Consider the following 25041-nt stretch of genomic DNA (forward strand, 5'->3'; position numbering starts at 1 on the left):
TGGGTTTAATCGAAGATATAGCTTAATAGTCTGTACATTAACACAGCAGCTTCTGCACGGTTGGATTGGCTCGTTGGATTCAGTTGCGCTGCGCTGCCTTGTACAAGCCCTTCCTTCACCATAGCTGCAATCGCAGATTCCGCATAAGGAGCAATCGCGCTGCGATCCTTGAATGGCGCAAGCTGCTGCTCCGGAGATGCAACCGGCAATGATTTGCCAGCAAGCGGCAGCGCCCTTGCAATTAGCGTGAACATCTCTTGGCGGGTGATTGGCGCTCTTGGTTGAAACAGACCGCCTCCCTTGCCGCTCGTTATGCCAAGTGAATGCGCAACTTCGACTGCTTCATAGAAGTAATCGGTATCCTTGACATCTCCGAAGGAAGATGACTTCACATCGACTGATAATTCGAGAGTGTCAACCAGCATCTTCAAGAAGTCTGCACGAGTTATCGAAGCAACGGGGTTGTAGGCGTTCTCGGATACGCCGCGAACAACGCCTCTCGCTGCAAGAGCTTCGACGGCTACACGCGCCCACGGTACAGCAGCCAGATCAGTAAATGTTTTGTCGTTATAGACGACGGCATATTTACTGAAATGATCTGTAGTGAAGCGTATCTCCCCTGTTGCTTGATTGTAGCGTCCAGACGGCACGCCACGCACTCCTCCATCGTCGCCGACATACCAGACCGACAGATGCTGCGAATGCTGGCGCTCCAAGTCTGTCGCTTGATAAGGAATACGAACCTCGATCGGTGCTTCCTTATTATCGTAAAGCAGCTCAGAGCCTTGCGACGACACCGACAACTCTAATATAAGGCCGACTTTTCCGCTTAGCTCCGTATCGGCTGGTAGTTGAGCTCGTGATATGCTGACGGTTACGAATGCCGCAGCTTTGGCAGCGGCGTTGTTCGCCAGCATATGTCCCGGAAGCGTCAACGTTCCCCAGTCGGTAATAAGCTCAATTACTCTATTGCTGCCGCTGCTTGTCAGATAGCTGGCCGGTATTTGCAAGCCATAGGAAGTCGTATCTGGCGCAGGAGGCAGCTTAACGCTTATCACGTTTTTTCCTGACGCATCAGTTGCGGTCTTGCCGAATGCCTCGGCAAGTATCGTCCCTTCTAGCGACAATACAATCGGCCCGCTTCCTGGAGTCACGAACAAATCGGGGAACAAGATGCTTACTTTGCCATCGCTAGCCATGATGAATGGCTGCTCCTCCGTCTCCTGCACGGGCGGAAGCGTGTTATTCCCTGCTGTCTTGGTGCGTGCGCGAACCGATGGGCCATTGACGGACTCGTTCCCTGCCTCGTCGACCGCTTCTACCTTAAAGTCATAATCCGTGCCCGGCGCTAAGTCAGTTACTGTCCAGCCCGTTCCAGGCGGCGTCGCTGCTTCACTTCCATTAATGAACAGCTTGTAGCCTGTTACGCCGATCTGATCGATCGCCGCATCCCAAGTTAACCGTATGGAAGTTTGGCTTACTGCGCTAGCCAAGAGCCTGCTGCCAATCGGCCAGCCTGGAGGCAGCGTATCTTGTGGCACCGGAATGATGGGATCTGTCGTGCTCGGCCCGAATACCGTCCAGTTGCCGACGATATCGACCGCTTCGACTTTATACACGGCATCTGGATCGCCAGCCATATCCGAATAGCTAGTGAAGCCGCCATCTATCAGGGCGATTGGCACACCGTCCCGATAAAGCTGATAATGCTTAACCGCAATATTGTCTACCGCTGCATCCCATGCTACATGAACCGCGCCTGTCTCCAGCACCGCGTTGATCCGCGAGCCGGTCGGCCACTGCGGCGTAATCGTATCCTGCTGCAGCGTCTTTACCGTCTCGGCTGACAGCGGGTCTGAGAGGTTGCCCGCTTCATCCAGCGCTCGAACATGAAACGTATAAGACGTATCGCTGCTTAGTCCGGAAGCAAAGTAACTGTCTGCCTGCGCGCCTGCTTCACCGATAATCGTGTCGCCCTTGTAGATGCGATAATTTGTTACAGCTGTATCATCCGTCGCATGAGGCCAATGAAGCCATACGCCAGACGTTGTCACAATCGATGCCGTTAGCTCGTCGTCTTCCCCCCATACCGGCACGCTGTCGTCGGCGGCTAACGTTGTGACTGGAATCGCTGCGCTGCTTGCCGCGTTGCCCGTGCCATCTTGCGCCTTCACGCTGAACGAATAAGCTGTGCCAGGCTGCAGTCCCGTAACCTCATATCCATGTACATCGCCAGCCACTTCATTAATCTTAACGCCGCCATTATAAATCGCATAAGCTTCAATGCCGTACTGGTCCTCGGCTGGTGTCCACTCAAGCATAACGCCAGTGCGCGTTACACGAACTGCTTGAACGGCAGCACCATCTGGCCAAGATGGAGCAACCGTATCGGTTGCCGCTGTCGTTGCCTGCGCGGCAGGTCCTGTTGTCGTTTCATGAACCGCATCCAGCGCTTCTACCTTGAATGAATAGCTCGTATTCGCTGTTAATCCTGTTGCTTCATAGCTCCGTACATCTGCCGGCAACGTATCGATTGCAGTACCGTCGCGATAGATTTTGTAACCATTCACACCTGCGTCATCGGTAGCCGCTGACCAAGCAAGCTTGACCCTGTTCGGCTTCACATCGCTCACGTTCAGCGTAGCCGCATCCCACTCCGGTGCGCTTGCATCTGCTGGAATCTCGTCCGTGCCGACCGATAGATAAGGCTTCAAGGCAGCGTTCGTCCCAGTCGCCTCCTTGGAGTGGATATCGACATTCTGATCAAGCCATCTGTCGTCAGTCAGCTTGAAGGTGACAATTCCATCGCCATTCAGCTCTGATTGAACGTAATCCGTCACCGGAATCGACACCCAATAACCGGCGTTTCGCACGGTCGCGCTGCCTAACAAGCTGCCGTCAACCGGCTTGTTCTTCCAATTAACCGTAGTCTCGGACCAGCTGTCGCCCGCTGCATACAGATCCATGCCAATATCCAAATTCGGCGTTTGCACCGCATACACGTAAAGGTTTAATGTAGCTTCATATACACTTCCAGTTACCGTGTCGAGCGGGAATTTCAAGTACGCTCTGCGGTTATTGCCCGTGTTTTTGTTCTGCTCCGTTGCCGAAGCGCCCGCCGCGTTCTTGTACCGCAGATAGGCTATATTGTTCGTCGTGCCGTCTCCTCCGAACACGGCAGGAGCTTGAATGAAGGCGTCGTCGCTCGGGTAAAGCGTAGTATGGTTCCGAACGACGCCGGACGAGGTATGAACCGTAACCGCAGGTCCAGTCGAAGTCCAGTTGCCAGCGGCGTCTCCCGCTTCGACCCGAAACGCATAAGTCTGGCCCGCTTCCAGATCATCAGCATTATAGTGAAACGAATTGCCGTCCACTTCAGCTAGGACCGTATCGTCTTGGTAGATTCGATAAGCGGCAACCGCTATGTTATCCGTCGCAGTCGTCCAGTTCAAGCTGACGGTACGATCCGTCAAAGCGCTGTAATGGAGCGTTCTCGACTTTGGCCACGTTGGCAAGACGGCATCTTGAGTGACAGCCGTGCTTACCGTTGCTGCTGGCCCATTCGTTGTCCAATTGCCGGCATGATCGGCAGCCTCTACTCTGAACGTATACGTTCGATTCTCTGTTAATCCGTTAATTTGGTAGAAATCGACGGATGACGGCAGCGTTACGAGTTCTTTGACGCCGTCGAACAATCGGTATGCAGTTACGCCGCCGGCATCCCGTGCCCCGCTCCAGCTCACCTTGACGCTGTCGGCCTCGACATCCGATGGCGTCAAGCTCGCGTCTACCCATACGGGAGCGGAGTGATCGGCGGCGCCTAATGTCTTGAAGGTGACTATCGGTCCGCCCAGCGACAGATTGCCGTTCGCGTCCTTCGATTCGACGCGAACGGTATACGATGTTTGTTCCATCAGATCGGTTAGCTCGTAGCTTCGCGCTGTCGTTTCATGAACGATCCGTCCATTCACGTAAATCCGGTAGCCGCCTACGACCCCATTATCGACGCCTGCCGGCCAGTTCAATATTGCTCCGTCTTCTCTTAGCCCGGATACGGTGATGAACGAGCCTTTGCTCCAGCCAGGCGCTGTTGCATCGGCATCAGCATCCGATAATGTCGTTATAGCAAGCGGCTCGCTCGGTACGGAACGATTGCCTTGCGCATCGACCGCTTCCACGGTATACGTATAGCTCGTTCCAGGCTTCAAGCCTGTCACATCGAAGTCCGTAATCGCAGCATCCACCTCACGAAGCAAGCTTCCGTTCTCATAGATGCGGTATCCATCTACGGCCACATTGTCATGCGCGTCGGGCCAAGACAGCGTCACCGCAGTTGCGGAAGCTTCGGATGCCCCGAACACACTGCCGTATGGCCACACGGGAGACGTTATTTCCGCATTCTGAAGCGGAATAGGCAATGGAATGAATGGCTCGCTTGTATCCTCCTCTTGACCAAGCACGATCGTAACGCGGTTGTCGCTGTTCTTGTACAACGACCGCTCAATCGTCTGGCTGACGCCTTCATAGTCGATGATAATGTCGTAATCCCCATAGAAACCGCGATCTTCATATACGCCGCTAGCATTAGTTATTCCTTGTGAATCCGTCCACCAGGTCTCGTAGATGAGCTTGCGCCACTCTTCGCCTGAAGGCTTCAAGCTCCAGTCGCTTCGGAATAACGGAGCATTGTTCTGCCAATGCGCGCCATCCCAGAACCCCCACATCGTGAACGATTGCACATTCGGGTGGCTGAACGTCGCGATCAATATATCTCTCGTGAACATCGCCTGCACGTCCTGCCGCGGCGAATTCATATCGAACTCCGTAATGGCTATCTCATCCGCATATTGGGTGAAATGCGTCAGTTGATCGTAGAAGTCCATCGGCGCTTCCGGGGTGCTGCCGAAATGCGCTTGAATGCCGATGCCGTCAATCGGCGCCTCGTTATCCTTCAATGTCTGAAGAATATCCGACAGGTTGTCGATAACCGGAGCATCAACGCCTAAAATTTGCGTTTCATTGAGATACAGCTTGGCGTCCGGATCCGCTTCCTTGGCTAATTTGAACCAATCCGCAGCAATCTCGTCGCCGTAAACGCCACGAATCATCTTATTGAGCACGGGCTCGTTAAGCACATCCCAATCGAATAGGCGACCCCGGAAATAACCGGCCAGCTCGTGAAAATGATCCTTGATTCGCTTATCCAGCGCTTCGCGGTCGTTCAGCAGCTCGCCGATATCGGCCGGCATCCGGCTTGCGCCATCCCATAGCAGTGCATGGCCTCGGACGGCGAACCCGTTCTCGCCCAGCCAATTGTACAGCTGCACCGTTCTGGCGCGATTGCCTTCCCACCATGACCACTTCATATCGTTCTCCATCACGACCGAATTGAAGTTTTCCTTCAGCTTCGTCCGGTACATTTCGGAATTGGCATCCGTACCAAGCGCCAGTGCGCTGTTCACCGCCGTGCCGAACTTAAACTCGTGGTTCTTCATCTTCAGATGAACGTCCGCTCCTTCGACCGGCTTGCCGTCTTCATCGATAACGGTAATCGCGAAGTCGCCTTTGCGATACTGCTCAATTCGCTCATCCGCTTCCGCCCGCCAAGGCGCATCCTCCTCCATACCCTCATAGGTAACGGGCGTGCTCGGCAATTGATCGAATGTAATCGCTTTCATATAATTGATTAATTGAAGATCGGCGATCTCGACGACCTGCGGCTTAAAGCCCAGACGCAGCGTTAGTTGCGCGTTATTGGCTGGGAGCTCCCCTGCAGGCATAAGCAGAGCCGCTTTGATTGGGATAAGAAATTTTTTCCACTGGGATGGGATTGCAATCGTTTCGTTAATCGACTTATCCCAGGTCTGCGTCTTCTCCATGACGACAGCCAGCTGTCCCTCAGCCGTCTCGTGGGTTGAGCTGATCGTCCTGGCATAAAATGAAGCTAGCAGCACGTCATCCTGTTCGATCTTTCCTTCGATCGGCATCACATATTGGAACAAATAAGTGCCCTGCGGCTGGACATTAGTCGTGAACCGAAGCGCATTCGCGAAGGTCTGCCCCGCTACCTCAACCGCCTCGAGTGAACCGTAAGCTGCTGCCTCCGGATTAAGCACAGCGCCTTCCAGCTCTAGATCGTCAATCAGCACTTCGCTGCCGGGAATCTCACTCAGCTCTTGCTCCGTCAAACCTTGCGCGAATACAGCAATAGACTGYAGCGGCAGYCATAATRGGAGTGCAATCATCGTAAGAGAAATCCATTTCACTGATCGTKTTCGCAATCTGCTCATCCTTCCCGTCAAGCGTCAAACATCCCCCTCTTCCATAGACGATCTTCTGATCGGTCGGCATGGAAGAGGGAGTTCCGCTTGTTATTTAGTTACGGTTAGCGTTATACCAGTCCGTCATTTCTTTGATGGCAGCATCGCCGCCTTGTTTCTTCCAGCTGGCTACGAACTCGTCGAAGTAATCGAGCGGTTTCTCGCCGATAATGATTTTGGCTGCAGCCTCTTGGAACAATCCGCCTTTGTATGATAGCTCGGCGTTTTTCGTTAGCGCCTCGGATGGCGGCATGCCAGCTGTAGGATTCGTGATGCCTTCGTTACGGGAAATTCCGATCGTTTCGATCAGCTTATTAAACGCTTCTTCATTATTGATCTTGACCTTCTGCGCTTCTTCATTGAATCCGTGCATCGTGAAAATATCTTGTCTCCAGAGCAGGTCGGCATCTTCCTTATCGCCCACGTACTTAAGCTCCGTGCCTTCTTTCGTGAACGTCTGACCTTCGATCCCCAGATCGGAGAACAATTGTCCCTCTTCCGAAATCAGCCAATCGAACATGCTAACAATCGCTTCCGGATTTTTCGCATCCTTGTTCACAACGAACGTTTTCAGCACCGACTTCTCTACGCGGCCGACTTCTCCGTCATAGCCGACGCCGTGCGGCGTAGGAATGGCGACAACGTTCGGGTTTTTGTCCGCTAGCAAGGTGTTAAGCTCCTTCTGCCATGGCTCCCATACCCCGAAGACAACGTGGTTCCAAGAACCGACAAGGTCGGACTTAATCTTCTGATCCCAGACCGCTCTTGTATTCGTCAGGAACTCGGCATCGATCAGCTTCTCCTCATACATGGTCCGCAGCATGCCAAGCGCTTGCTTCATGTTCGGCGTTACGAAGCCTGGCATCACTTCGCCATTAATCAGCGTGTTCGAATCGAGATTGACGCCGTACATGCCGAAGATGTTGTCGGCCCATTCGAACTTCTCGCGGCTGGAGAACGGAATTTCGTCCTGCTTGCCATTGCCGTTCGGATCTTTGTCCCGGAATGCTCTCAGCATGTCGAGGAATTCATCGGATGTCTTAGGCGCTTGCAGACCGAGCTTATCCATCCAATCCTTGCGGACGAAGATGACGCGTTCTGCCGGCGCATTGCCTTGAGCAACTTGCGGAATGGCCAAAATTTTACCGTTAAGGGTTACGGCGTCCCATGCGGATTGCGGCGTATTTTTCAATAGGTTCTGTCCGTATTTCTCAAGATATGGCTTAAGATCGATAGCAAGGTCATTGGTGACGAGCTCCGAGTTCTCGATGCCCCATACCATATGTACGTCAGGAAGGTCGCCGGAAGCGAACTTAAGGCGCAGCTGTTCCATGTAATTTTCATGCGGCAGGAACGTAATGTCGAGATTCGTATTCGTCTTTTCTGCAAGATATTTGACCGTCGGCAGTTCCATCGACTTGCCTGGCGGGATTTGACGGGCATGGTTGGATACGAAGATGCTGATCTTAGCCGGATCGGCTGATTGCGACGGAGCATCGGTTGCATTCGCCGCAGGCGATGAATTCGGGGAAGCAGAAGCTCCCGTATTATTGCCGTTGTTGCTTGTATTACCGCATGCTGAAGCGATCAAGGTAAATACGGTGATGCCTACTGCCAGTAATTTTCTCTTATTCGATTGTTTCACTTTGGTTGACCCTCCCTAATAGTGTCATTCTTAAATATGGCTGTGCATCGCACGTTTAGCAAGCATCACCTCCTTGGCGTGATGTACGTCTATCGCTACTCTTTCACCGAGCCGAGCAAAGCGCCTTTGATGAAATGCTTCTGCAGGAACGGGTAGATGACGATAATCGGAATCGTCGCCACGACGATCGTAGCCATCTGCAGCCCTTGCGGCGTAATCGCCGACGACAGCTCCGTGACGGACTGGCCTCCCGCGGAATCCATATCAAATTGAGAGATAAGCTTGTACAAGTACAGCTGCAGCGGCTGCTTCTCCCGATCGGTAATGTAGAGCAGTGGACCCAGGTAATTATTCCAGTGTCCTACAGCGTAGAACAAAATTAAAGTCACATTTATTGGCATCGACAGCGGTGTTACGATCCGCCACAGAATACGATATTCGGACATGCCGTCCACTCTCGCGGCCTCGAACAGCTCCTCCGGTATCGACCTTATGAAGGTGATGCACAGCATCATATTAAAAGCGCTTAACGCGCTCGGAACGATTAATGCCCATATGCTGTTCAGCATGTTAAGATCCTTAATCAGCAGGTACATCGGTACCATCGGCGCTTGGAATATCATCGTGAAAATAATGAAGAGCAATATGTACTTGCGTCCGCCAAGCCATGTCTTGGACAGCGGATACGAGGTGATCAGCGTCATCGCCATATTAATTGCCGTGCCGACAAGTACGATAACAACGGTAACGCCGAACGATTTCCAGAACACGCTATTTTGGATAACGAACTTATAGTTCTCCACATTCAGTCCGACGGGCCACAGCTTCACTTCCGAATGCGTTATAGCTTCATTGGAGCTTAATGAGCCCGCTACCACATGCAGAAGCGGTATCGCGATAGCCAAGCAAAATATGGCAAGCAGCACATAATTGAACACATCGAAAACAATTTCCCCTGTTGATCTTCTGATTCTCATGTTAGGCCTCCTAGTAAATACCTTCACCTGTTGTCCATCTGCTAATCCGGTTCGCTACGACTAGGAAGATGAATCCGATGACGGACTTGAACAATCCGATTGCCGTTGTAATGCTGTATTGCCCTTGCAAAATACCGACCCGGTACGTATAAGTATCAAGCACGTCACCTGTCTCGAACGTCGCCGGATTAAGGAATTGATAGATTTGTTCGAATCCCGAATCCATAATATGTCCGAGCTTCAGCAGCAGCAAAATCATAATGGCTGGAAGCAGACCCGGCAGCGAAATATGAAGGAATTGCTTCCATCTGCTGGCGCCGTCCATCTTGGCTGCTTCATATAGGGAAGGATTAATGCCGGCTAGAGCCGCTATGAAGATGATGGCGTTCCACCCCATCTCCTTCCAAATACCCGATGTAATGATGATCGAACGGAAATACTCGGGCTGCTGCAGGAAGGCGATCGTCTCTCCCGTCTGGGAATGAAGGAACTGATTAACCAAACCGTTCGTCGGCGAGAGCAGCATATAAGTGAGGCCGAATACGATCGTCCAAGACAAGAAATGCGGCAAATACAGAAGCGTTTGAACGAATCGCTTATAAAACATGTGACGAACTTCATTCAGCATGACGGCTAGCAGAATCGGCAGCGGAAATGCGAATATGACCTGGTATAAGCTGATAATGAGCGTGTTTTTCATCAAGCGGCCGAAGTTCGGATACGTGACGAATTGATGGAACCACTTAAGCCCTACCCACTCGCTTCCCCCGTAACCTTTGAAAATATTGTAGTCTTGGAAAGCGATGAAGCTCCCCATCAGMGGGAAATATTTGAAAAGCAAGAAGAACAAGATGCCCGGCAACAGCATGATGTAAAATGCGCGATGGCGGATGAGATACCTCCAAAACTTGCGTGGAAGGACGGTTGATTGCTGCGGAACGGTTGTCATTTTGTGCCTCCTGTGTTGGCTTGTTTTTAATTTAAGCTAAGTATAGAACGGGGCATCCCACCCAACAATGTGAGCAGAATTCGATTTACTGCAGTAATCGTACGAATTAAAAAAACGGCGGTTATGCCGACCTTGTCACAAGATGTGACGAGGCCGGCATAACCGCCGTACGCATGATGGCTTCTATTGCGTTTTCTATTTTGACTGAGCAATCTTCAATATTTCCTCAACAACAACATCCGGTTTGTAATGATGGATATAATGGGAGGAATCCGGCACGATGATCTGCTTTCCCTCAGACGACCACTCCGGGAATGCCGCTTGGCTATCGATCCAGAGCTTATCGTTAGCAAACTGTCCAAAGTAGTCTGCCGATAAGACCGTAAGCGGAAAGTCGAACGTCTMTTTATCCTTTAGAATGGTTTCGGCATTCCGACGGCTTTGACGAATTTCGTCTGTCATGTCCCGGTTCCCCAGCAGCAGCAAGGTAGACTTGCGATCCAACTCTGTCAGTTCCTGCGGGAGCAGCTTCAATGCGTTGCGCTGGTCGTTGGCATTGTCTTGGAAACGATCGAACCTATACAACGCACGAATGAGTCCGGTCTTGAGAGCGAGGCGCTGGACGATAGGAATGATGGTTAAGGCAGAGCTTGCCTTGTAATATTCCGGACTGCCGCTGTCGATCATCACGATCCCTTTTACTTCGTCTGGGAATCGCTGTGCGTAACGGATGATCTCCAGTGCGCCGAGTGAATGGCCGACCAGCACATAAGGAGGCTGTTGTCCGGACTGTCTCAGCACCTCGTGCATTTCGTCCGTTATGCTGTCAATGTCCCTTTTCCTGCCCGTCGTGTCGCTATATCCGTAGCCGAACCTGTCGTATACGGCGAGTTGGACATGGCCGCGAAGTCCTTCGTAGAGCGGATAGAAGTCGGAGTACGGATTCGCCGTCCCCCAGCCCGAGGCGAATACGACCGTCGTATCCCCCGCTCCATCCGCATAAAGGTGCATCCGACGATTGAACACGTCGTACACGTTGCCCGTAGGCGAATAATCCGACCGATCATGCCGTTCTCCGTACCTTTGATATACGGCTCCAACTACTGCTAATAGAAATAGTAGAGCTATTCCATATAAAGCTATACTCCTTACCCGTCTCCACATCGTCGCGTTTCCCCCTAATAGTCGTCCGTCTTGCATTGGATTTATTTCCCTTTCCTTATTCTACTTGGAAATATCGCTATTCGGTTCGCTTAACGAATTTTTCACAAAAAAATCCCCTGCCGACGAGCTCATCAGCTGGGGAACGTATGCAACCTTTTCCATTATGTTTCGAAACCTTCCGCCCGGTACTCGATTCGCCCCTCAGCGGACGAGCCGAACGGCGAGACCAGCAGATCGCTCATCAAGTCGAAGCTGGCGTCTGCCTTGGAGCGCAGCGGAACAAGCTTTCTCATCTTCGCCGGCAGAAGTTCCGGGCACTCGGACGTGCAGACGACGACGATGCTGTCAGGGCTGCGATAGCGTAACGCCCGCAACGCGACGAATTCGTTGAATACGACAAGAGACTTGTCCGAATGCCGCTCGATAAAGGACCGCAACACTTCCTCCTCGCTCGTTGCCAAGAGCATGCTTGAATCATCCAGCCCGAATGCATCACGGAGCGACTGTTCATAGGGTACATTCGAAAGCTGCTCATGTATGAGGGCTAAGGGCTCCCCGGGCAGCATTCGATTATTCAGGATCTCCGATATTCCTTGCAGATCCGGCATCACTTCGCGAAACAAAGGGTCGTTGATCCGGCCATCGACGAGCACCAAAGGCGACCCGTATTGAAGATGGCTGGAGATCGCATGAAACGAATGCGCGACGGCATCGATTAGAAACACACCGTCCAGCTTTCTCTCCGCGATTATATCAAGGCTCGGCTCAGACGGATCGAGCTGCGATACAAGCAGATGGTAACCTTTCTCCCTGCATCTCCGCTCCAGCCGGTCGAGATATGCCCCGTAGCTGACCGTCTTCGGAACGATGGCATCGTTAGGACTGACGATGAGGACGCCGAGGACGTTCGTTTTGCCGAGTGATAGCGCCTTGGCCGTCAGGTTCTGAACGTACTTCAACTTGCTGGCGGCTTGGAATACCCGCTGTCTCGTTTCTTCGGGAATCGTTTGCTTGCTTACATTGTTAAGAACGTAACTGACCGTAGCGACAGAGACGCCCGCTTCTTTGGCAACGTCCCTCAACGTCGTTTTTTTCATCGTATTAGAACCGCCTTATCCGAATTATAAGCTCAGCTAATCATAAATCCCGCATTGGAAAAATGTCAATTCGAGCAGTTGACAGTCAATTGGGCTTCCCCTATACTAAGCTTAACTTAACCGGTTAAGTAACAATCGAATCACGCTATAATCGCAATAGAAAGGACGTAACGCATGTCTAATTCCGTTCAAACGTCGCAATTGATTGTTCTTCCGGGGATCCGTGCTTCCCGTCTAGGCAACGAAAGAGAAATTTACGTTTATTTGCCCGCCGGATATGAAGAAAAGGCGGACGCCCGTTATCCCGTGCTGTACATGCACGTCGGACAGCATGTGTTCGAGCCGCGGAAGCAATCCGGCGAATCCTGGGCGATGCACCGGATTGCGGATCGCTTGATCGCCGACGGCTTGATCCGGCCGATCATCATCGTTGCCGTCGAGCATAAATTCGAAGATGGAACAAGCGAATATTTCCATGACCTTTGCGCATATCCGATTCGCTGCACAGGGAAGCAATACGAGCACTTTCTGGTGAAAGAACTCAAGCCAATGATAGACGGCCGTTTCCGAACGTTAACCGACGCTGCCCATACCGCGCTGATGGGATCTTCCGCAGCCGGTATCGCGACTTACAATATCGGCCTGCGCAATCCGAACGTATTCGGCCTGCTTGGCATCCTGTCCCCTTTCTTCATTCAAGTTGAACCGAGTACGCTGAAGGAAAATCCGCAATATCGGTTGTATCCGTACAACGAAGGACAAAAATTATGGTTGGATATCGGCGGCGCGGAAGGTTTCTTCATGCCTGTCCATGTTCAGGCGGCAGCCGAGGCTATGCTGAACGAGGGCTGGAAGCAGGGCGAGGAGCTTTATTACTTCCAAGACAAGGAAGCCGCCCATTCCGAATGGGACTGGGGCCGGAGGGCGCATATGCCGCTGCTTCATTTCTTCGGCGGCAAAGGCGTTGCCACAAGCGTGGCGCTTGAGGGTCCTGATCTTGTTGGCATTGTCGGCCCGACTACCTATGCCAATGCGGTGGTTACGCTGGGTAGCGGGCTGCGGTTCAGCGACTTGTCCGGCCGCTATCGCTCGTTGCAGCCTCAAATCATGGACGTTGCTCCCAATGGGCGGCTGCTGCCCAAACAACCGGGGAGCGCGACGGTCGTATACGAGTACGACGGCTTACAAACATCCAAGCCGTATACCGTAACGGAACAATTATCGGAAACCGTAACGATTGAGTTGGAAGTTCGCGTACCGCCTTCCACGCCGGAAGACGCAGAAATCTATGCGACCTTCGGAATCCCCAAGCTTGAGAAGGGGTTATACGGAGGGGCGATCCGGTTGCCGCGAAATCTGGTTTTCGACTTCCTCATCACGAGAGGGTACGAGAAAGAAGAAGTCGATGGGGAGTTCAGGCCGATTCCGTATAGACGGCTCGTAGCGGACGCCGACAAAAAAGTCAGCTATACTGTCAACAACTGGATAGACTTAAACCCCGTCAACATAGGAAAGGAGCAATAATGATGAACGTGCAATCTCGAATAGAGACGATCACCTCCTTCCATTCTGTTTGCTTAAACAACGATAGAGATGTTTTCGTTTATTTGCCCCCGGGCTACGACCAGGAACCGGAAGCATCGTATCCGGTTATGTACGTGCACGACGGACAGAACGTATTTGCCAAAGCGTTCAACGGGCAGACGTGGAATCTTCACGTTATATGCGACCAATTGATTTCCGAGCGGCGTATCGAGAAGTTGGTCGTCGTCGCGGTATCCAACATGGGCATTGCCAGAAACAGCGAATTTGCCCACAACGGACCGTTCGCCGCCGAGTTGGACTATCCATGCTGCGGCGAATTGTATGAACGTTTCTTGGTCGAGGAGTTAAAGCCCCATATCGACCGTACGTACCGGACGAAACGGGAAAGTCGGCATACGGCGCTCATGGGCTCCTCCAGAGGAGGACTCGTCACGTATCATATCGGATTTCGCCGTCCCGACGTGTTCGGCATGCTGGCCATGCTCTCTCCTTATTTCGCCCAATACGACGAAGAGAAGATGCAGCATAGCCCCATCGCGCTGCAATTCGAGAAGAAACAGCCGCTTAAGCTTTGGATCGATGTCGGCGGCATGGAAGGGATGACCGTGCTGGCTGCCCATGTAAGAAGCATGGCGGAACATTTCATCCAGCTCGGATACCGTTCGGGAGACGACTTGCACTTTTGTTACGAGCCGACCGCAGAGCATAACGAAGCCGCCTGGGAATCGAGAGTCCACGGCCCTTTGATCGGTTTCTTCGGCGACAAAGGCGCCCCCGCGGCCGTCCTATTGATTGGCGACGAGCTTGCTGCCCTCAACGGGGCAAAGAGCTGTCTGTATCCGATCGTTCAATATGAAAGCGGTTTAAATATCGTCGATCTTCATGCGGCATTCAGCGTCATACCGAGAGAAGGCGTCCGTATTACTCCCCAAGGAACCATTCTCGCTGCCAAAACAGGACGTTATCACGTGGAGTACAGCCGTTTCGGCCTAAAGAGCGAGCATCTCCTTGCGGTAATCGATGAGCTGCCTCCGCAAGTAACAGTGGAGCTTAAGGTCATCGTACCGGCGGACACTCCACATGATGCCAAGATCCACGCCGGAGTTGAGCTCCAGAGAACGGGCCGTCAAATCTATAGAAGACGCTTCTCCCTTCCTAGAGGCACGGGATATTCATTCCGTATCTGCGATTATTCGGGGATGCAGGAGACGGATGCCGGAGGCGCCGAATTGCCGAAGCGCAGATTCATTGCGAATGAAAATCTGAAGATCCGGTACGAAGTGAAAGGCTGGGTTCAAGGAAATACCCTATAAGACATGAACAATCGGAGGAATGACCATGAAGAGTAATCTATCGGCCCGCACGGGAGCAAGGCTCGCGCTTTGCAGCTTATCGTTATCTCTCGTCCTTACTGCCGCATGCTCCAATCAAACCGGGCAGGAAAGCCCGAAATCCAATAACGATGCGCCGCAAGGCCAGTTCGATCTGAAATTCGAGAAGCTGGATACGGAGCTGACGCCCGAACTCGGCGCGAAGCTGTTAGTCTGGGAAAGCAAGGAAGCAAGGCCGTTCGTCGAAGCCATTATGAAACAATTTACGGAAATTTACGGCGTGGAAGTGACGATGCAGGAGCTCGGCACCATGGATCAGATCGGCAAGTTCGAGTTGGATGGCCCAGCCGGCCTGGCCGCAGACGTCATTACGACCTCGCAGGATCATCTTGGCAAAGCGGCGAGCGCCGGACTTATTTTGCCTAACGACGAATTCGAAGCGGTAACGAAAGCCGAGCACGAGGAAGTCGCGATCGCGACCGCATCCTATAAGGATAAGCTGTACGGCTATCCCATTAAGGTCATGACTTACGCGATGTTCTATAACAAGGACTTGATCAGCGAACCTCCGGCTACGATGGAAGAGGTAATCGAGTATGCCAAAACGTTCAACGACACCGCGAACAATAAATACGCGTTCATGTTCGATGCGCCCTTCTTCTACTTCAGCTACCCGTTCATCGGCTCTACCGGCGGCTATATATTCGGCAAAAACGGCACCGACGCGGGAGACATCGGTCTTAACAACGACGGCGCGATAAAAGGCATGGAAACGTTCGCGTCTCTGCGCAAGGAAGTGCTTCCCGTAACCGCAGGCGATATCGCCAGCGATATCAAAACTACGTTGTTCAGCGAAGGCAGCGTAGCGATGAACGTTACCGGCTCCTGGTTTATCGATACGTTCCGGCAAGCTGGCGTCAACTTCGGCGTTGCTCCGATTCCGGCCATCGCGGGCAACGAATCCGTTACGCTTTCCCAAGTCAACTCGTGGTATGTAAGCGCTTATAGCAAATACCCGAACGCAGCCAAACTATTCGCGAGATTCGCTTCCACCCAATCGGCTCAACTGCTTAATTACGAGCTTACGGGCGCCGTTCCTACGCACAAGGAAGCGGCTGGCAACTCCGTTATTCAAGCTGATGAAATCACGAGTGCATTTTACAAGCAGTTCAGCGGCTCGCACCCGGCCCCGTCCGTTCCCGAGGTTAGCGGCGTTTGGGTTCCGATGGATGCTGCCATGGTCGAAATTTGGGAGGGCAAGGACATCAAGCAAACGCTGGACCGGGCCGTAAAGCAAATCAAGGATGCCATTGCGCTTAACGCCCAGCAGCCGGAACAATCGCCGGAGGMTCCATTCTAACATGCAACCGAACAGCAAACATCGGCTGGCCGCAGCCCTCCTCTCGGCACTGACACCAGGCATCGGGCAATTGTACAACCGGCAATGGATAAAAGGAATGTTGCTCGTCGCCGTAAGCGCGGCGGCGGCAATTTACTTCGGCAGCACCTTGGGGCATGCGGTCTGGGGAATCTCCACGCTCGGGGAAGCCCCTTCCCGCCTCGTCGAGGTCAACGGCAAATCGCAGCATATCGCCGGCGACCATTCGATTAACTTAATGATCGAAAGCTTGATCGTGCTCTTTCTTTTCATGCTGGCCCTGTTCCTATACGCCAGCTCGATTAGGGACGCTTATCGTACCGGTCGTCTACGCGATAACGGATGCTCCCCGTCCGGCTTCAGGCAAACGCTAACGTTTATTCACGACTTCAAGTTCGCGCAGCTGCTGCTGTTCGTTCCGGCAGCGGGCATTCTATTCATTACGATATTGCCGATCGTGTTCATGATTCTGCTCGCTTTCACCAACTATTCCTCGCCGCACCATATTCCGCCGGGCAATCTAGTGGATTGGGTCGGGTTCGACTCGTTCGTGCAGCTTTTTCGGTTGAAAAGCTGGAGCAGTACGTTCGTCGGCGTGCTTGGCTGGACGGTAATATGGGCTGCGGTCGCGACCGTAACGACGTTCGCAAGCGGCTTGATCGTCGCGCTCGTCCTTTCGCAGAAGGAAATCAGGCTGAAAGGGGCATGGAGAACGGCTGTCATCATACCGTACGCCATTCCCCAAATGATCTCTTTGCTGGCGATGAAAATGATGTTTAACGGCAAGTTCGGCCCCATTAACCAGTATCTGTCTTACTTCGGGTTGGGACAGCTGCCTTGGCTGACCGATCCCTATTGGGCTAAGCTCACGGTCATCATCGTTAACATATGGATCGGGATGCCGTTGTCCTTCCTTCTCGTCAGCAGCGTTCTGTCGACGATTCCGGCCGATTTGTACGAAGCCGCGAAGGTCGAAGGCGCCGGACGCTGGCAGCAAGGAAAAATCGTGACGTTCCCGATTCTGCTGTTCGCGATTGCACCGATTATGATCATCCAAACCGCGGGCAATTTCAACAACTTCAACGTCATTTATTTGCTTACGAACGGCGGTCCGTCGAATCCGCAGTACCAATACGCGGGTCATACCGATCTGTTGATTACTTGGCTATACAAGCTAACTCTTAACAACAACATTTACAATATCGCTTCGGCGATCGGCATCATTTTGTTCATCATCATCGCCGGCTTTTCCATATGGAACTATAGACAAACGAAATCGTTCAAGGATGAGGAGATGATTCAATGAGCATGAAAGCAGCGACCAAAATACGCGTATACGCCAGCTATGCTTTTCTGCTCGCCGTCGTCTGCTGGAGCTTGTATCCCGCCGCGTGGGTCGTCATCTCCTCCTTCAAGCCCGGCAAATCGCTCTACAGCGAAACGTTTATTCCGAAAAGCTTGACGCTTGGCCATTATGCGGAATTGTTCCATTCCGAGAGCCTGATGTTCGCAACCTGGTATTTCAACACTTTCAAAGTGGCCGTGTTCAGCATGATCTTCAGCACGCTTCTCGTCACGGTCTCTGCTTATGCTTTGTCTAGATTCCGTTTCCCGTTCAGGAAAGCCTCCTTAACCTTGATGCTCATCCTCGGCATGTTCCCTGGATTTATGAGCATGGTAGCCGTTTATATTCTGCTTATGCAGGTAGGTCTGCTGAATACCCATACGGCGCTGGTCATCGTATATTCGTTCGGATCGGTCATCTTCAATCTGTTCGTGGCCAAAGGTTTCTTTGATACGCTGCCGAAAGGCATCGAGGAGGCTGCCCGCATCGACGGCGCCAGCAATCTGCGTGTGTTCACGAGCATTATGCTGCCCCTGTCCAAGCCGATGCTGGTATTCGTCGCATTGACCGCCTTTACCGGCGCATGGGTAGACTTTATATTCGCCAGCCTCGTGCTGCGATCCAAGGAAAAATGGACGGTTGCCGTCGGGCTGTACGATATGGTCAATTCATACCAAAACGCCTATTTTACGCTGTTCGCGGCTGGGGCCGTGCTTATCGCGATTCCGATCACGCTGCTGTTCATGTACTTGCAGCGCTACTTTGTCGATGGACTGACGTCCGGATCCAATAAAGGTTAATCGAAAAAAAGGGCTTTCCGTAGAGGTCGACAATCTGACCCCTCGGGAAAGCCCCTCTTTCACTTTAATACCCTAATACTTTCCAAGATGAAATACCTGTCGATGTCGTCGCTTTCGCCGTTACGTTGATCCGGATCTTGTTCGTCGATACCGGCGTGAACGTCGTTGCGTTGTACTGGTCCGCAAGAACGCCAAGCCCCGACGGGCTTGAGACGTTCACCCAAGCCGTACCGTCCCAGTATTGGATCGTATACGATGCCGGCAGGTCGATCCCCCCATTGTCGTCGAACCAATAGACTTGAATGCCGGATATCGTGTAATTTTGCGAGAAATCGTATTGCACCCACTGCGTCGTATTCGGATTGTTCCAGTTGCCGTATACCGGATGGCCGCGATCTGCCGAACTTGTCGGCGCATAGCCGTCATTCAAACCGGCAAGGCTTTCCCAAGTCGATACAAAGGAGGTCGTAGCGACTCCAAGCGGCGCAATGTCGGCGGCTGACGGCGAGCCGCTGAATAAGGTGCTGATCTCCGTACCGCTGAGCGCCCGGCTGTAAATGTTGAAGTCGTCGACCATGCCGTCCAAATACGGATCCGAAAATTGCGATTTGCCGATGTAGTTCGCGGTCGTGCTGCCAAGACTTGAAGGCTTCAAGGTCATGCCCGTATTCGTTGCGGCAAGCGCTCCGTCAACATACAGACGTCCTGTCGTGCCCGTGAGCGTAACGGCAACATGCTTCCAGACGCCAGTCGGCAAAGCAGGCGCGTTAAGCTGCTGCTCCGATCCGTTCCCTCCTGTCGTAATGCCGAATCGCAGTCCCGATCCGCCTGCTCTAGGCGCTAGGAACATATAATTCGTTGTCCCCGTGCCAAAGTCGAAGATGCGCGACCAATCGCTCAAAGTATCCACCTTCACCCATGTCGCAATCGTGAAATCGTTCAAGTTGCTGACGATACCCGCTGGCAGACTGGCATAGGCGTTGCTGCCGTTCAATTCTAGCCCGTTGCCCGTCTTGCCCGCCGACCAAGCTGTTCCGCCCGTTAGCGTCGCATGCTTGCCGTTGCCGGAAGAATCGCTGGCTGCGGTGCCGCTCGTTTCATTAAAGGCGTAGCTTGCGATAACCTCCGGCACCGGAGCAGCCGGATTAACCGTATGCGTAACGGTGTCGTTAGCTGACAAGCTTCCATCGCTTGCGCTCAGCTGGAAGACATAGGTTCCCGCTGCCGTTACGGTAGCCGTTGTATTCAACGCCGCGCTGTTCGCGATGGCAGCCGTTCCAGGTCCGCTTACCAGCGTCCAAGTCGTTGCGACCGTGCCGCTCGGCAATCCATCGTCGCTCACCGTTCCGGCAAGAGCAACCGTTGACGGCAGCGTGAAAGTGCCATTCGAGCCGGCATCAACGACAGGCGCCGTATTCGGAAGCGGCGTGCCTTGCTGCAGCGAAATGTTGTACGTTGCCGCAGTGCCGATATTCAGGGTAATCGTCGCATTGACGTTATTGACCGCATTGACGGAACCAACAGCAACGTTATTAACTAAAATATTATAGCTGCCTGCAGCGAGACCTCTAAAGGTCACTTTTGTCGAGTGGGCTGTGCCCGGCGTCGAGCTCTTGAGCGTGAAATTAACCGCATTTTTCGCCTTCGCAACCGTTGCCGTCGTATATTTGTCCCGCTCCAGCTCCATACCGAATTTCTCGGTAATGAGGTTCAAGCGTTGGAATACGCCATCCTTCGGCACGACTGTGTAGGTTGTGCTGGTGTTCGCTACTTCGCAGCCGTAGCAGTACAGACCGAATATCGGATCGACCGCAACGTCGGAGCTTAGAATCTTGATTGCGCCGAACAAACCGAGGTCAGCCTCGCCGGACATGCCTCTCCAGCCGTTCTGCAGCGGACCGCCGCCGTGACCTAGCGCATTGTAATTGCCTTTCTCCGCTTGGTAAGTCCAGGCTACGGCGCCGATATCAGCCGGGTCGGAGCTGATCTGACCCGAATTGATCGCGCCGATGTTCGCGATCTTGGCCGCATAGGACAATCGCTGCTCCACCTCGGGAGTCGTGGAGTGGAAGCGAATCCAATCGTCCATCGCGTAACCGGCCAATGAAACGGTGTACTGGAAGTTCCACCAGTTCTCGCCCGTAATCGTCACCGGCGAAGTGTAGTAGTACCAGATCGGCATCTGTCCGCGAGCCGCGCGCGTCTTCGTATTGATTTTGCTCTTCATTGTAGTGTTGTTGTTCATCTTGGCGAGGGTATACACGGCTTCTTCGCCGGTGTTGTCGTAGTTGTATTCGGAGCCGTACGGATAGGTCGTATTGGCGAAGTTGTTGTATTTGGTAGCCATTTTGGTAATGATGCTGTTCGCTTGCGTCGTGTAGCCTTCATCCTGAAGCGCCTTGATGATTTCCGGCGTCGTCAGCTCGCCCATAAGCCCCGTATTCCAGTTGTAGGCGACCCCCGATCCATAGAGAGCGTTAAATATGTTATAAGCCCGAAGCAGGTACGTATTTCGCGGATTGTCGTACGTGATCAGATCCGGGTAGAGCTTCGCGATCTTGTACATGCTGAAGTAGGTATTGTAAATATGAGGATAGGCATAACCGCGATACGTAGGCGTATCGTTCGGATCCGGCATGAGGAAGTCGTGAATGAGATAGTCCGTTTGGTGCTCGCCCATCAGGTTCTGCCAGATCGCTACCGTTAAATAGTCGTCGACGGCCTGAACCTCGGAAGCTACAGGTGTCTGAACGTTTTTCTCCGCTAGGAACTGGCCGTGAGTCAAGCCCCAGTCATCACCCCAACCCCAATAGCCATTGAACACGTTGCGCTTGGAATTCGTATTCATCATCCAGTCGTCGAACACTTTATCCCTAAGATCGCCTGGAACATTCCATTGCGTGCTGTTGACCATGAACGTCGAGTGCCGCTGAAGAGCATCGCCGATCGGTTCGATCGCGTAGAACTGCAGCACCGTTTTCTCCCCATTGCCATAGTTCACCGTTACGTTGTTTGGACCGAGCCTGTTCATCTGGATGGAATAAATTTTGTGATTCGTTCCGGTCGTCCCTAACGAGGTGATTGTCGTCTCGGACGGATATTGCGCGACTATCGAGTTAATCGTCTTCGTCGTGTGCAGGTCGAACTTCGCCGTTTGGTCCGTAGGAACCATCATACCCGGCACGACCGTCACGTCAATGAGGCCTTCGCTGTATAGGCGATCCTTTACCTGGTTCTCGCCGGTCACCTTAAAAAACTTGAACGCGTATTTCTTGCTTGCGCCCGGCGCGAGCGTCAGGCTCGTATTCGGCAAATAGCCGCGGTTCGTGCTCTTGATGACATTGGAGTGGATATAGAACACGTTCAGCCCTTCGATCCAGCCGCCTTGATCCATGGCCCACATGCTGCCCGGATGCTCTTCGACTCTCCAGCGATCCTGATACTCGAAGCCTGCACCCGTGCTGGCATCAGGCACCATGAGCAGCGAAGGACCGATACCGCTTGGACGTCCGACCGTAATGTAGGAGCTGTTATTGCCCACGAAGGAATGCGTCAGTACCCTCGATTCGTAGATTTGCTCGTTGCTTCCGCCCGTCCAGAATTCGTTAAACGGAAGCGGTAGTCCAACATCGCCGAATTCGATCGTTTGCGTGCTCGTGTTCGTCATTTCGAATTCCCATAGGAAATAGTCGCTAACAAGAGAGTACTTATTAACGAGCTTGAAGTTTTTGATCCCGTTCGCGTTTGTTGAATTTTGATACGTAATGGTTGCGGTATTGCCGCTTTGGGCCTGCGTTCTGGCATCGGCGGAGCTTTGGGTCATCGCCGTTTGCCAAGCCCCATTGCCGAGGCGGTATTTGAAAATCAGCTCGCCCAGCCATTGATGGTCTGCCGTATTCTGGTTCGGCGTTACGGTCGGATTCATGACGTATTGGGTGTTGAATGTGTCGCCGACGAGTCTTAAGGAGTTAATCTCGCCATGCGTTCCCGTCGTAATATTGAAGTTGCTGTCGGTTAGCGTGTAGGCAGAAGCGATTTGAGGATAAATAACGATAAATGAAGCGGTTACAAAAAATGACGCTGCAAGTAACATCCATCTCCGGTGAAAGGGCAGGGCTTGATTCCACATAAATAGAGCCTCCTGTATATCGGATTTTTTGTGCAGCATTTGTCCACATCATGGTGTCTGGCTATCGTTTCCATCTGGCGATTGCATGCGCAATGCCATACACGTCACCTCCTCCTAATGACAATGGCTGACCGTATCACCCCCTCTCATGGCTTTTTTGGGCTTACAAAAAACCCCCTACCTCTCAGAGCTTAAGCATGTCGATTGCCTGCTGCCGGAAATAGGGGGTGTCGTTATTCATGGTGACGTATCAATTAGCGGAATGATTCGTCCATACGGTCATCTCGCCAGGCTCTCTGTTCGCCCAGGCGTAATAAGGGATAAAGGTCAGCTCGGTCTTCTCCTGCAACCATTGCGCGTCCGGACGATAGAGCTCTTCCTGCCACGGCGTCGAACTGCGCCGTTCGCCCTGTGCCTTAATGACCTGCATGCCGCCTAACAGCTCTTCTTCGAAGTAAACAGCAGGTTCGCTGGTTGCCGGCAACGATAATTGATAGAGCTGCCCGCCGTTATCCGCTTCTTCCAGACAATAGACGAACGGCCCACGCTGCAGCGCCACCTTACCTGCCGTCTGACGGATGAGCGGATGACCTTGCATGCGGAGAACGGGCATTTCGAACGAGACTTCGACCGTATCGCCGATACTCCATAATCGGTTCAATCGAATATAACCTTTCTCTATTTCCTTCGCGTCATAGAGGTATTCGGAGCCGTTCACCCGCAGATGCTTAATTCCCCCGCTCCAATCCGGGATGCGCAGCGCGAGCGTGAATGCTGTTGCACGCGGCACCGTAAAGTGAAACGATGCTGCTCCATCCCATGCATAGTCGGAGCGTTGCTCTAGCGTCACAGCACAAGTGCCTAGCTCGAATTGCGCTATACCGCCGATGTATAAATGCGTATAGATCGTCTCATCCTTGACGGTGTAGACGTATTGGCCGAGCGAAGCCAGTAGTCTTGCAATATTAGGAGGACAGCACGCACAGCCAAACCAGCCTTGCCTGCGTGGCTGCACATGATCGTAATTTTTGTTTTTGCCAAGCACGGGCGGATACACCTCAAGCGGATTCACATAAAAAAACTGCTTGCCGTCCCTGGACATCCCGCTGACGACCGTGTTGTACAGCGCCCGTTCCATCACGTTCGCGTATTCGCTGCTCGGCTCGATTTGCAGCATCCGCTGCGCGAAGAAAATGAGTCCGATAGACGCGCATGTCTCGGCGTAAGCGGTATCGCTCGGCAAATCGTAATCCTGCGTAAACGACTCGCCATGCGCCATAGAGCCGATCGCTCCCGTTAAATACATGCGCTTCGCAACGATGCTCGCCCACAGCCTTTTGCAGGCGGCAAGAAGTTCTTCGTCGCCGGTCTCCGCCGCAATATCGGCCATCGCCGTGCACATATAGACGAGACGCACAGCATGACCGACCGCATGATCTTGCTCCTTGACCGGGAGATGGGATTGGCTGTATTCCAGATCGTGAGACATTTGCAGCTGCGGAAAGTGAACCGTCCGGCCGCGCTCTTCCCATTGCTCGTTATAGAAGTTCGGCTTCGCCCCGCGCTGATTCAGAAAGTACCGGCTAAGCTCCAAGTAAGACTGCCGTCCCGTTGCATGATAGAGCTTGACGAGCGCCAGCTCGATTTCCTGATGGCCGTCATATCCGTTCAGCTTGCCAGGCTCGTCTCCGAACACGTTGCCAATATAATCGGCGAACCTGCAAGCCACATCGAGGATCGCCCGTTTGCCCGTCGCATTCGAATACGCGACGGCTGCTTCTATGAGATGGCCCGCGCAGTAGAGCTCATGGCATTCGGCCAGGTTGCTCCAGCGTTGGTCCTTTTCTTTTATCGTAAAGTAAGTATTCACGTAGCCGTCAGGCTGCTGTGCCCGTACAATCAGCTCAACGACGGCATCCGCTAGAGACTCCAATTCCGAATCAGGTTCACTTTCCAACAAATAGGATACAGCCTCCAGCCACTTCGCCACATCACTGTCTTGGAACACCATTCCATAGAACTCGCCCTTCTCCAAGCCTGCGGCGATCTTGAAATTCCGGATCGCATGGCTGGGCTCAGCCTCCGCGACGCGATCATTCAATACCTCCCATTGATAGGGCACAACCACGCTTCGAACAAGCTGTATATAGTCGGACCAGAAGCTGTCCTGTATCGTTACTTTGCGTACGCCCGGTTGAACCGGATCTGAATGCTGCGCTTTCATAGTGGCGATCTCTCCTTTTCTCTCTATCGTTATCCCTTCACGCCGCCTACMGTTAAGCCTTCAATAAAGAATCGCTGAAAGAATAGGAATAGCAAAAGAATAGGTAATATGGTTAGAATGGCGCCTGCTAGAAGAAC

13 protein-coding genes and 1 pseudogene are annotated in these 25041 nt (G+C 52.7%); 5 read left to right on the forward strand and 9 right to left on the reverse strand.

Going from position 1 to position 25041, the window contains the following annotated elements:
- Positions 1-5: 5 nt before the first annotated feature.
- From AB4Z33_RS22025 to AB4Z33_RS22050, 6 genes are all read right to left on the reverse strand, one after another.
- Positions 6-6290 carry a fibronectin type III domain-containing protein gene (locus tag AB4Z33_RS22025; RefSeq protein ID WP_442051945.1) on the reverse strand — a complete coding sequence of 2095 codons (6285 nt, stop codon included), beginning with the start codon at positions 6288-6290 and terminating at the stop codon, positions 6-8.
- Between the two features lie 85 nt (positions 6291-6375).
- Positions 6376-7965 carry an extracellular solute-binding protein gene (locus tag AB4Z33_RS22030; protein WP_442051946.1) on the reverse strand — a complete coding sequence of 530 codons (1590 nt, stop codon included), beginning with the start codon at positions 7963-7965 and terminating at the stop codon, positions 6376-6378.
- Positions 7966-8060: 95 nt separating this feature from the next.
- Complete coding sequence (locus AB4Z33_RS22035; protein ID WP_442051947.1) at positions 8061-8942, reverse strand: carbohydrate ABC transporter permease; 882 nt, start codon at positions 8940-8942, stop codon at positions 8061-8063.
- 10 nt (positions 8943-8952) lie between these two features.
- Positions 8953-9891 (reverse strand): ABC transporter permease, encoded by a 939-nt coding sequence (locus AB4Z33_RS22040; protein ID WP_442051948.1) that lies wholly within the window; start codon positions 9889-9891, stop codon positions 8953-8955.
- 195 nt (positions 9892-10086) lie between these two features.
- Positions 10087-11055: an alpha/beta fold hydrolase gene (locus AB4Z33_RS22045; protein ID WP_442051949.1), complete on the reverse strand. Its 969-nt coding sequence runs from the start codon at positions 11053-11055 to the stop codon at positions 10087-10089.
- A gap of 161 nt (positions 11056-11216) precedes the next feature.
- The gene (locus AB4Z33_RS22050; RefSeq protein WP_442051950.1) at positions 11217-12152 is read right to left on the reverse strand and encodes a LacI family DNA-binding transcriptional regulator; all 936 of its coding nucleotides are present in this window, start codon (positions 12150-12152) and stop codon (positions 11217-11219) included.
- Positions 12153-12326: 174 nt separating this feature from the next.
- Here AB4Z33_RS22050 and AB4Z33_RS22055 point away from each other — a divergent pair, with 174 nt between their 5' ends.
- Genes AB4Z33_RS22055 through AB4Z33_RS22075 form a run of 5 tightly spaced genes read left to right on the forward strand, consistent with a single transcriptional unit; the run spans position 12327 to position 18551 of the window.
- Entirely contained in the window at positions 12327-13676 is a 1350-nt protein-coding gene (locus AB4Z33_RS22055; protein WP_442051951.1) for an alpha/beta hydrolase, read from the forward strand.
- On the forward strand, positions 13676-15010 hold the full coding sequence (locus AB4Z33_RS22060; protein WP_442051952.1) for an alpha/beta hydrolase: 1335 nt from the start codon (positions 13676-13678) through the stop codon (positions 15008-15010). Before AB4Z33_RS22055 ends, AB4Z33_RS22060 begins: the two co-directional genes overlap by 1 nt.
- Positions 15011-15035: 25 nt before the next feature.
- Entirely contained in the window at positions 15036-16388 is a 1353-nt protein-coding gene (locus AB4Z33_RS22065; protein ID WP_442051953.1) for a sugar ABC transporter substrate-binding protein, read from the forward strand.
- A gap of 1 nt (position 16389) precedes the next feature.
- Complete coding sequence (locus tag AB4Z33_RS22070) at positions 16390-17712, forward strand: carbohydrate ABC transporter permease (protein WP_442051954.1); 1323 nt, start codon at positions 16390-16392, stop codon at positions 17710-17712.
- Positions 17709-18551: a sugar ABC transporter permease gene (locus tag AB4Z33_RS22075; RefSeq protein WP_442051955.1), complete on the forward strand. Its 843-nt coding sequence runs from the start codon at positions 17709-17711 to the stop codon at positions 18549-18551. Before AB4Z33_RS22070 ends, AB4Z33_RS22075 begins: the two co-directional genes overlap by 4 nt.
- A 64-nt stretch (positions 18552-18615) precedes the next feature.
- On the opposite strand, the gene AB4Z33_RS22080 is transcribed toward AB4Z33_RS22075, so the two are convergent.
- The 3 genes and pseudogenes from AB4Z33_RS22080 to AB4Z33_RS22090 form a co-directional block, all read right to left on the reverse strand.
- Positions 18616-22680 carry a DUF5695 domain-containing protein gene (locus tag AB4Z33_RS22080; RefSeq protein WP_442051956.1) on the reverse strand — a complete coding sequence of 1355 codons (4065 nt, stop codon included), beginning with the start codon at positions 22678-22680 and terminating at the stop codon, positions 18616-18618.
- A 250-nt stretch (positions 22681-22930) separates the two neighbouring features.
- Positions 22931-24904 (reverse strand): glycoside hydrolase family 127 protein, encoded by a 1974-nt coding sequence (locus tag AB4Z33_RS22085; RefSeq protein ID WP_442051957.1) that lies wholly within the window; start codon positions 24902-24904, stop codon positions 22931-22933.
- 29 nt (positions 24905-24933) lie between these two features.
- Positions 24934-25041 (reverse strand): annotated as a pseudogene (locus AB4Z33_RS22090) (arabinose transporter permease); the annotation flags it as partial.

The organism is Paenibacillus sp. 2TAB19, from assembly GCF_052115185.1.
Taxonomy (GTDB): domain Bacteria; phylum Bacillota; class Bacilli; order Paenibacillales; family Paenibacillaceae; genus Pristimantibacillus.

Coding starts and splice junctions, on each gene's coding strand:
- AB4Z33_RS22035 (WP_442051947.1), bottom strand. CDS start 8,942: ATGAGAATCAGAAGATCAACAGGGGAAATTGTTTTCGATGTGTTCAAT.
- AB4Z33_RS22050 (WP_442051950.1), bottom strand. CDS start 12,152: ATGAAAAAAACGACGTTGAGGGACGTTGCCAAAGAAGCGGGCGTCTCT.
- AB4Z33_RS22055 (WP_442051951.1), top strand. CDS start 12,327: ATGTCTAATTCCGTTCAAACGTCGCAATTGATTGTTCTTCCGGGGATC.
- AB4Z33_RS22060 (WP_442051952.1), top strand. CDS start 13,676: ATGATGAACGTGCAATCTCGAATAGAGACGATCACCTCCTTCCATTCT.
- AB4Z33_RS22070 (WP_442051954.1), top strand. CDS start 16,390: ATGCAACCGAACAGCAAACATCGGCTGGCCGCAGCCCTCCTCTCGGCA.
- AB4Z33_RS22075 (WP_442051955.1), top strand. CDS start 17,709: ATGAGCATGAAAGCAGCGACCAAAATACGCGTATACGCCAGCTATGCT.
- AB4Z33_RS22080 (WP_442051956.1), bottom strand. CDS start 22,680: ATGTGGAATCAAGCCCTGCCCTTTCACCGGAGATGGATGTTACTTGCA.
- AB4Z33_RS22085 (WP_442051957.1), bottom strand. CDS start 24,904: ATGAAAGCGCAGCATTCAGATCCGGTTCAACCGGGCGTACGCAAAGTA.